This is a genomic window from Achromobacter sp., assembly GCF_036567245.1.
In the GTDB taxonomy this organism is placed as follows: Bacteria; Pseudomonadota; Gammaproteobacteria; order Burkholderiales; family Burkholderiaceae_B; genus Achromobacter.
Genome location: NZ_DATCUY010000151.1, coordinates 1 through 7,662, shown reverse-complemented (window position 1 = coordinate 7,662; position 7,662 = coordinate 1). Strand labels below are relative to the sequence as shown.

At 67.2% G+C, this 7,662-nt stretch carries 5 protein-coding genes; all 5 read right to left on the bottom strand.

The window, feature by feature from the left end:
* Positions 1-151 precede the first annotated feature (151 nt).
* The gene (locus VIR09_RS06735; protein ID WP_332012171.1) at positions 152-1,597 is read right to left on the bottom strand and encodes a glycosyltransferase family 39 protein; all 1,446 of its coding nucleotides are present in this window, start codon (positions 1,595-1,597) and stop codon (positions 152-154) included.
* A complete protein-coding gene (locus VIR09_RS06730; RefSeq protein WP_332012170.1) occupies positions 1,588-2,613 on the bottom strand; it encodes a glycosyltransferase family 2 protein in 1,026 nt (341 codons plus the stop codon). The genes VIR09_RS06735 and VIR09_RS06730 overlap by 10 nt, the downstream gene beginning before the upstream one ends.
* A gap of 21 nt (positions 2,614-2,634) precedes the next feature.
* Entirely contained in the window at positions 2,635-5,805 is a 3,171-nt protein-coding gene (locus tag VIR09_RS06725) for a CusA/CzcA family heavy metal efflux RND transporter (RefSeq protein WP_332012169.1), read from the bottom strand.
* A gap of 13 nt (positions 5,806-5,818) precedes the next feature.
* Entirely contained in the window at positions 5,819-7,003 is a 1,185-nt protein-coding gene (locus VIR09_RS06720; protein WP_332012168.1) for an efflux RND transporter periplasmic adaptor subunit, read from the bottom strand.
* A gap of 14 nt (positions 7,004-7,017) precedes the next feature.
* Positions 7,018-7,662: TolC family protein (locus VIR09_RS06715; RefSeq protein ID WP_332012167.1), on the bottom strand; the 645-nt coding region annotated here is incomplete at its 5' end.

Here is a 7,662-nt window from a genome sequence, read left to right as displayed (position 1 = left end):
CGGGACGGCCAGGCCGTGGGCTTCTGAGCCCAGCCCGGCCTGGCCGGGCTCGACGCGCCAAGCATCGCCGCCGCTTCCGGCGGCGATGCGCATTTCAAACAATCGACAAGCCGCCCGAGGTCGCCAACGTGATTGCGCAAGCCTGCCAGCCCTAGGGCGGCGCCTGCGACCCGGCGATCAGCAAGAGGTAGCGCCGGCTCGAATAGACGGGCGCCAGCGCCGCGCCCAGTTGCTCGCGCACTCGCGGCAAATCCGTTTTTTCCACCGCCACGAAGACCCTGCCACCCGCTCCGGGCAACACGGTCGCCACGCCATCCAACGGCACCAGTCCGGCCTGCCCGCGCGAGTAGTAGCGCGCCGAGAACGGCAGGCTGTCAACGAAGTAGAGCTTTTCGCCGGGCGCCATCAGCGCATCGGCCCGCGCGACCAGGTGCTTTTCCGTCTTGAGCCGTTCCGGGTTGGCCAGCAGCATTGCGCAGAAGACGATCACTGCAATCGGCGCCAGAGCCATGCAGGCCAGCGCGGCGCGGCCCGGCGCAGAAGCGCGGGCATGGCTCAGGCACACGCCAATCGCCAGGGCCAGCGGCGGCAAGGCCGGCAGCGCGTAGGTCCACAGAATGTTGCCGGACAAGGTGAAAAAGACCGGCGTGGCCACCCCCCAAGCGAGCAGATAGGTCCAGCGCGGACGGCGCAGCCATCTCCTGGCCTGCGCCGCGGTCCCGCAGCCCCGCCAGCGGCGCGCAAGCAGCCAGACGCCGAACAGTCCCCAGGGCAGCGATGCCACGACGCCGTCCAGCCAGATGGCGCCATAAGGCCGGCTGTGCGCGGAACCGTAGAGGTCCCCGCTCCAGCCCGCATCGACGAAGCGCAGGAAGTGTTCGCCGACGATGAAATATTGGAGGAAGCCCGGCGTCTTGATTTCCGCCGCCACATACCAGGGCAGGACCAGGACAGCCAGCATGATGGTCCCCACCACCCACGGCAAGCGCCGCAGATCGGCCCGAACCGTCCCCTGCCACAGCATCCAGGGCACGATGGCGCCCGCCACCAGCGCTACGGCCAGCGGTCCCTTGGACAAGAGGCCGATGGCCAGCCCCAGGAAGAAGCCGTAGCGCCATAACCCTGCCGCAGGCCCGCGCGACAGGATGAATGACGCCATGCTGAGCGTAACGCCCAAGGCCAGGAACGGATCGGTCAGCACCGCGCCGGCCGCGACCAGGGGCAGGAACATGGAGGCGTACACCAGCACGGCCCATCTGGCGGCCTGCGCCGTGTACAAACGGCGGCCCAGCGCATAAAGAATGGCGAGCGTCGCCGCCGTGGCCAGCAGTGACGGCAACCTGATGCTGAATTCGCTCAGGCCCAGCAGGCGGATCGACAAGGCCTCGGCCCAGAAGCCCAACGGGGGCTTGCCCCAGAACGGCACACCCGGCGCGAACCAGGGCGTGATCCAGTCGCCGCTTTCCGCCATCAGCCTGGCGATCTCCGCGTAGCGCGGCTCGGACGTGTCGGCGAATGGCACCAGGGCCATCGCCAGCAGACGCACGCCCAGTATCGCCGCCAGGCCGGCGACCACCGCCCGGACGCTCAGCTGCAAGTCGCATCCCTCCCATAGCCCGATGCCGCCATGCCCGCGGGACCGCTGTGCTGGACGTCGCGCACCAGATAGACCGGCCGCTGCTTGCTTTCCATGTAGGTCTTGCCCACGTACTCGCCGAGCAGGCCGATGGTGATGAGCTGCACGCCGCCCATGAAGGTCATCATCGCCATCAGTGAGGGATAGCCCGCAACGTCATCGCCGAACATCAAGGTCTTGAAGATGATGCCCGCGCCGAATACCGCGCCGCCCAGGGCCGCAACCGCGCCCAGCCCCGTCGCCCAGCGCAAGGGCGCGGTGGAGAACGAAGTGATGCCTTCCATCGCCAGGCGGAACAGCGCCAGGTAGCTCCATTTGGTGGTGCCGGCGGCGCGCGGCTCGCGGTCGTAGTCGATGATGCGGGTCGGCATGCCCACCCAGGCGTATAGCCCCTTCATGTAGCGGCACCGTTCGGGCAGCTGCATCAGCGCCGTCACGGCGCGCCGGCTCATCAGCCGGAAGTCGCCGGTATCGGGCGGGATCGCGGCCTTGCTCAGCCGGCTCAGCAGACGGTAGTAGGCATAGGCCGAGAGCCGCTTCAGGACGCTCTCGCCCGCGCGGCTGCGCCGCCGCATGCTGACCACGTCCGCGCCCTCCTTCCAGGCGCGGACCATCTCGGGGATGGCCTCCGGCGGATCCTGCAGATCGGCGTCCAGCATGATGACCGCGGCGCCGGCCGCATGTTCTATCCCCGCCGTCATCGCCGCCTCCTTGCCGAAGTTCCGGCTCAGCCTGACCAGCTTGATGCCGCGCTCCTGGCGCAGCAGCGCCTGCAGGTACTCGGCGCTGCCGTCGCTGCTGCCGTCGTCCACAAACACGATTTCGTACGGCAGCCCGAGCGCTTTCAAAACCCGCCGCAAACGCTGGTGGCAGGCCGGCAGCACCTCCCTCTCGTTGAGGAAGGGAATGATGACGGACAGCTGGACCGTGCTGGCGGCGCCCAGCACAGCGATATCGATTTCGGGTCTGGCATTCATCGGATCGCCTCTCTGTCGGGCCTACTCCCGGGCAATCGCCGGTTTCGACAGTTCAAGTTCGTCGGCGTCGTCATTCCTGTGCGCCAGGCGGTAGAGGGCCGGCAGCACCAGCAGCGTGAGAATGGTGGAAGAAATGATGCCGCCGATCACCACGGTGGCCAGCGGGCGCTGCACCTCGGCGCCCGTGCCGGTGGCGATCGCCATCGGCACGAAGCCCAGCGAGGCCACCAGCGCTGTCATCAGCACCGGACGCAGACGCGTCAGCGCCCCGATGCGCACGGCTTCGGCCACCGACTTGCCCTCTTCGCGCAGGCTGCTGATGAACGACAGCATGACCAGGCCGTTCAGCACAGCCACCCCGCACAGCGCGATGAAGCCCACCGCCGCGGTGATGGAGAGCGGGATGCCGCGCAGCCACAAGGAGATCACGCCGCCGGTCAGCGCAAAGGGAATGCCGGTGAACACCAGCAGCCCGTCCTTGACGTTGCCGAACATCGCGAACAGCAGCACGAACACCAGGAGCAGGGCAGCCGGCACCACGATCTGCAGGCGCTTGGCCGCGGATTGCAGCTGTTCGAAGGTGCCGCCCCAGGATGTCCAGTAACCCGCGGGCACCTGCACCTTTTGCTCGATGGCCGCGGTGGCCTCGGACACGAACGAGCCCAGGTCGCGGCCCCGCACGTTGGCGCTGACCACGATGCGGCGCTTGCCGTCCTCGCGCGAGATCTGGTTGGGCCCCGGCGCCAGGTCGAAGGTGGCGACCTCGCTCAACGGGATGTAGGCCGCCTGCGCCTGACCTTCCTGCCTGGGCAGGGCCACAGGCAACTTCTTCAGCGCCGCCAGGTTCTCGCGCACGGTCTCGGGCAGGCGCACCACGATGTCGAAGCGCCGATCGCCCTGGAAGAAAGTGCCCGCCTCGCGGCCGCCCACGGCAATGGCCAGGGTGTCCTGCACGTCCGCCATGCTCAAGCCGTAGCGCGCGGCGCGGGCGCGGTCGATGTTGACCGTGAGCATGGGCAGGCCGGTGGTCTGCTCCACCTTCACTTCCGAGGCGCCCGGTATCGTCTGCAGGACCTCGGCAATCTCAGTCGCCGTGCGGTTCAGCACGTCGTTGTCGTCGCCGAACACTTTCACCGCCACGTCGCTGCGCACGCCCGAGATCAGCTCGTTGAAGCGCAGCTGGATGGGCTGGGAGAACTCATAGTTGTTGCCAGGGACCTGGTTGGCCTCCTCCTGGATCGCCGCCAGCAATTCGGCGCGAGTCTTCCTGGGACTGGGCCATTGGTCGATCGGCTTGAGCATGATGTAGCCGTCGGAAATGCTGGGCGGCATGGCATCGGACGCGATCTCCGCGGTGCCGGTGCGCGCAAACACGCGCTCGATCTCCGGGAACTTCTGTTTCAGCCGGGTCTCCAGCTGCTTCTGCATCTCGACCGACTGCGTCAGGCTGGTGCCCGGGATCCGCAGCGCCTGGATCGCCATGTCGCCTTCGTTCAGGTTGGGGATGAACTCGCTGCCCATGCGCGCGGCCAGCACCCCGCTCAACACCACGAAGACCGTCGCGCCGGCCAGGATCAGCGGCGTGCGACGCAGCGCGACTTCAAGCAAGGGCTCGTAGCGGCGCTTGGCCCAGGCCATCAGGCGGTTCTCTTTCTCGGAGACATTGTTCCCCATGAACAGCGCCACCGCGGCCGGCACGAAGGTCACCGACAGGATCATCGCCCCCAGCAACGCCAGCACCACGGTCAGCGCCATGGGGTGGAACATGCGCCCTTCCACCCCGCTGAGCGCGAAGATGGGCAGGTACACGACCATGATGATCAACTGGCCGAACAGCAGCGGCCGCCGCGCCTCGCGCGCAGCCGCGAAAACCTCATGGAAACGCTCGCTGCGCGTCAGCGGCCTGCCATGGTGCGCCCGCGCATGGCTCAGGCGCCGCACGCAGTTCTCCACGATGACCACCGCGCCGTCGACGATGATGCCGAAGTCCAGCGCGCCCAGGCTCATCAGGTTGGCGCTGACCTTGTAGGTCACCATGCCGGTGAAGGTGAACAGCATGGACAGCGGGATGATCATGGCCGTGATCAGCGCCGCGCGGATGTTCCCCAGGAACACGAACAAGATGACGATGACGAGCGCCGCGCCTTCCAGCAGGTTCTTCTTGACCGTGGCGATGGCCTTGTCGATCAGGTTGGTGCGGTCGTAGACCGTCACGGCCTGCACGCCGGCCGGCAGCGATTTGTTGATGGCCTCCAGCTTGACCGAGACGGCCTGAGACACCGCGCGGCTGTTCTCGCCTATCAGCATGAACACCGTGCCCAGCACCACTTCCTCGCCGTTGCTGGTCGCGGCGCCCGTGCGCAGTTCGCGGCCGATGGAGACCTCGGCCACGTCGCGTATCCGGATCGCCTGGCCCTCCACCGTCGCCAGCACCACGTCGCGGATGTCGTCCATGGACTTGACCTGTCCGGGCGCCCGGATCAGGTACTGCTCGCCCTTGCGTTCGATGTAGCCCGCGCCGATGTTGGCGTTGTTCCGTTCCAGCGCGGTCATGATGTCGGTCAGCGCCAGCCCGTAGGAGGCCAGCTTCTCGGTGCTGGGCGCCACCTGGTATTCCTTGGCGTAGCCGCCAATGGCGTTGATCTCGGTGACCCCAGGGATGTTGCGCAGCTGCGGCTTGATGATCCAGTCCTGGATCTCGCGCAAGTCCATGGGGGTGTAGGCCGAACCGTCCGGCTTGCGGGCGTCGTCCCGCGCCTCCACCGTCCACAGGTAGATCTCGCCCAGGCCCGAGGATATCGGCCCCATCATGGGCGTCACGCCCTCGGGCAGGTTTTCCTTCGCTTCCTGCAGGCGCTGGTTCACCAGCTGGCGGGCAAAATAGATGTCGGTGCCGTCCTTGAAGATGACAGTCACCTGCGACAGGCCATAGCGCGACAACGAGCGCGTCTGCTGCAGCCCCGGCAAGCCGGCCATCACGGTCTCGATCGGATAGGTGACGCGCTGCTCGGTCTCCAGCGGCGAATAGCCCGGCGCGCCGGCGTTGATCTGGACCTGCACGTTGGTGATGTCCGGCACCGCATCGATGGCGAGCCGGGAATAGTTGTAGACGCCGATGGCGGCCATGCCCAGGGTGACGAACAGCACCAGCCAGCGCTGTTCGATGGCGAAACGGATCAAACGTTCAAACATGTTCCGCTCCGCCTCAGTGCGCGTGCTCGGCGCCGGCCTTGCCCAGCTCCGACTTGAGGACGAAGGTGTTCTCGACCGCATAGCGCGTGCCGGGCGCAAGTCCCGACAGCACCTCGACCCGGTCGTCCGAAGCCTTGCCCAGTTTCACCGGCTGCACCAAAAAGCCGCCCGGCACTTCCACGAACACGGTGGGCTCGTTGTCGACGGTCTGGACCGCGTCCGCCGCCACCGTCACCGCGGCGTCGGACATCCGCGTCACCACGTCGACTGAGACAAACAGCCCGGGGCGCCAGGCCATGTCCGGATTCTCCAGCGTGACCCGCGCGGTGGCCGTGCGCGTCTGCTGCCCCAGCAAGGAACCGATGTACGACACCGTGCCCTCCGCCTTGCCGGCGAAGGCGGCAGAGCTCACGCTGGCCGCTTCGCCGACGCGCACGTCCTGCAGGTCCTTGGGCGCGATCACGAATTCGGCCCAGACCGTGCGCAGGTCCGACAAGGTGAAGATGCTGGCGTTGTCCGGCAGGGCTTCGCCCAGCGCGATGTGCTTTTCCACCACCACGCCGTCGAAGGGTGCGCGGATCTCCAGGCTGCCCAGGTCCTTGGCGCGCGGCTCGGCGCCCACGGTGCGCAGTTTCTGCTCCGCGTTCTGCACGGCGATATCGGCCTCTTGCAGCGCGGTGCGGGCCGCCTGGTAGTCCTGTTCTGCGGATACCTTTTCCTGCCACAGGCGCAATTCGCGCCTGTGGGTCTGGGCGGCAAGCTCACGCCGCTTGGCCGCAGCCAGCCATTCGCTGCGCAGTTCGGACAGCGCCGAACTGGAAAAAGTCGCCAGCAGCTCGCCCTTTTTTACCTGTTGGCCCAGGTCCGCCGATACGCTTTGCACCACGCCGGCCATGCGCGGCACCACGTGCGCAGTGCGGTCCGCATTGAACTTGATTTCGCCCGGGAACTGCACGGACGTCGCCAGCGCGGCCGGCGCGGCGACTTCGGACTTGATGCCGGCCACCGCGATCTGCTCGGGCGTCAGGGCGATTTTTTCCTGTTCCTTCGCAGCCTCCGCGCCTTGCTCCGTCTCGGCATGCCCGTGATCCGCTTCGCCCGCCGCCAGCACGGGGTACGCGGGCGCCAGCAGCAGCGCCGCGCACAGGCTCGCCGCGGTCCACATCATGGGGGGTTGCTTGTTTTTGTGTTTTGCCATTTCTTATGCTCGTTTCAACGTCCGAGAATGCGGTCGATATCCGCGGAAGCCTGGTACACGGATGCCAGCACCGCCAGGTAGGCGATGTTTCCGTCCGACAGGGTGCGCTGCGCGTCCAGCACCTCCAGGAAGCCGAACTTCCCGGCTTCGAAGCCCTTGCGCGCGGCGTCATAGGCCTGGGTCGCGCCCGGCAGCACCGCGGTCCGGTACTCGCGCGCGGAGCCCACCGCCAAGTCAAAACGGGTCACGGCCTGCAGCAATTCCCCCATCAGGCCGGATTCCAGCTCGCGGTACTGGTCCTGCGCCTTGTAGGCCTGCATGGTGGCGGCGTAGACATTGCCCTGGTTGCGGTCGAAGATCGGCAAGGGAATGGAAACGCCGAGCTGAGCCTTATTGCGACCTGCTTCGTTGTCGCGGGCCACACCGGCGCTCAAGGTGATGTCCGGATAGCGCTTGCTCTTCTCGACCTCCAGCTGCGCCTGCCCCAGGTCGACGGCGAGCTTGCCGCCCTGCATCCTGGGCGTTGCAGCCAGGCCGGCGCGCAGCTCGTCGATGGACGCCCGCTGCGGCAGCGCCTGCAAATCTCCGCCCACGCTGGCGAAATCCGGCTCGGCCTCGCCCCAGAGCAGGCCGAGCTTGCGGCGCGCGCCCAGCAACGC

Coding starts and splice junctions, on each gene's coding strand:
- VIR09_RS06730 (WP_332012170.1), bottom strand. CDS start 2,613: ATGAATGCCAGACCCGAAATCGATATCGCTGTGCTGGGCGCCGCCAGC.
- VIR09_RS06720 (WP_332012168.1), bottom strand. CDS start 7,003: ATGGCAAAACACAAAAACAAGCAACCCCCCATGATGTGGACCGCGGCG.
- VIR09_RS06725 (WP_332012169.1), bottom strand. CDS start 5,805: ATGTTTGAACGTTTGATCCGTTTCGCCATCGAACAGCGCTGGCTGGTG.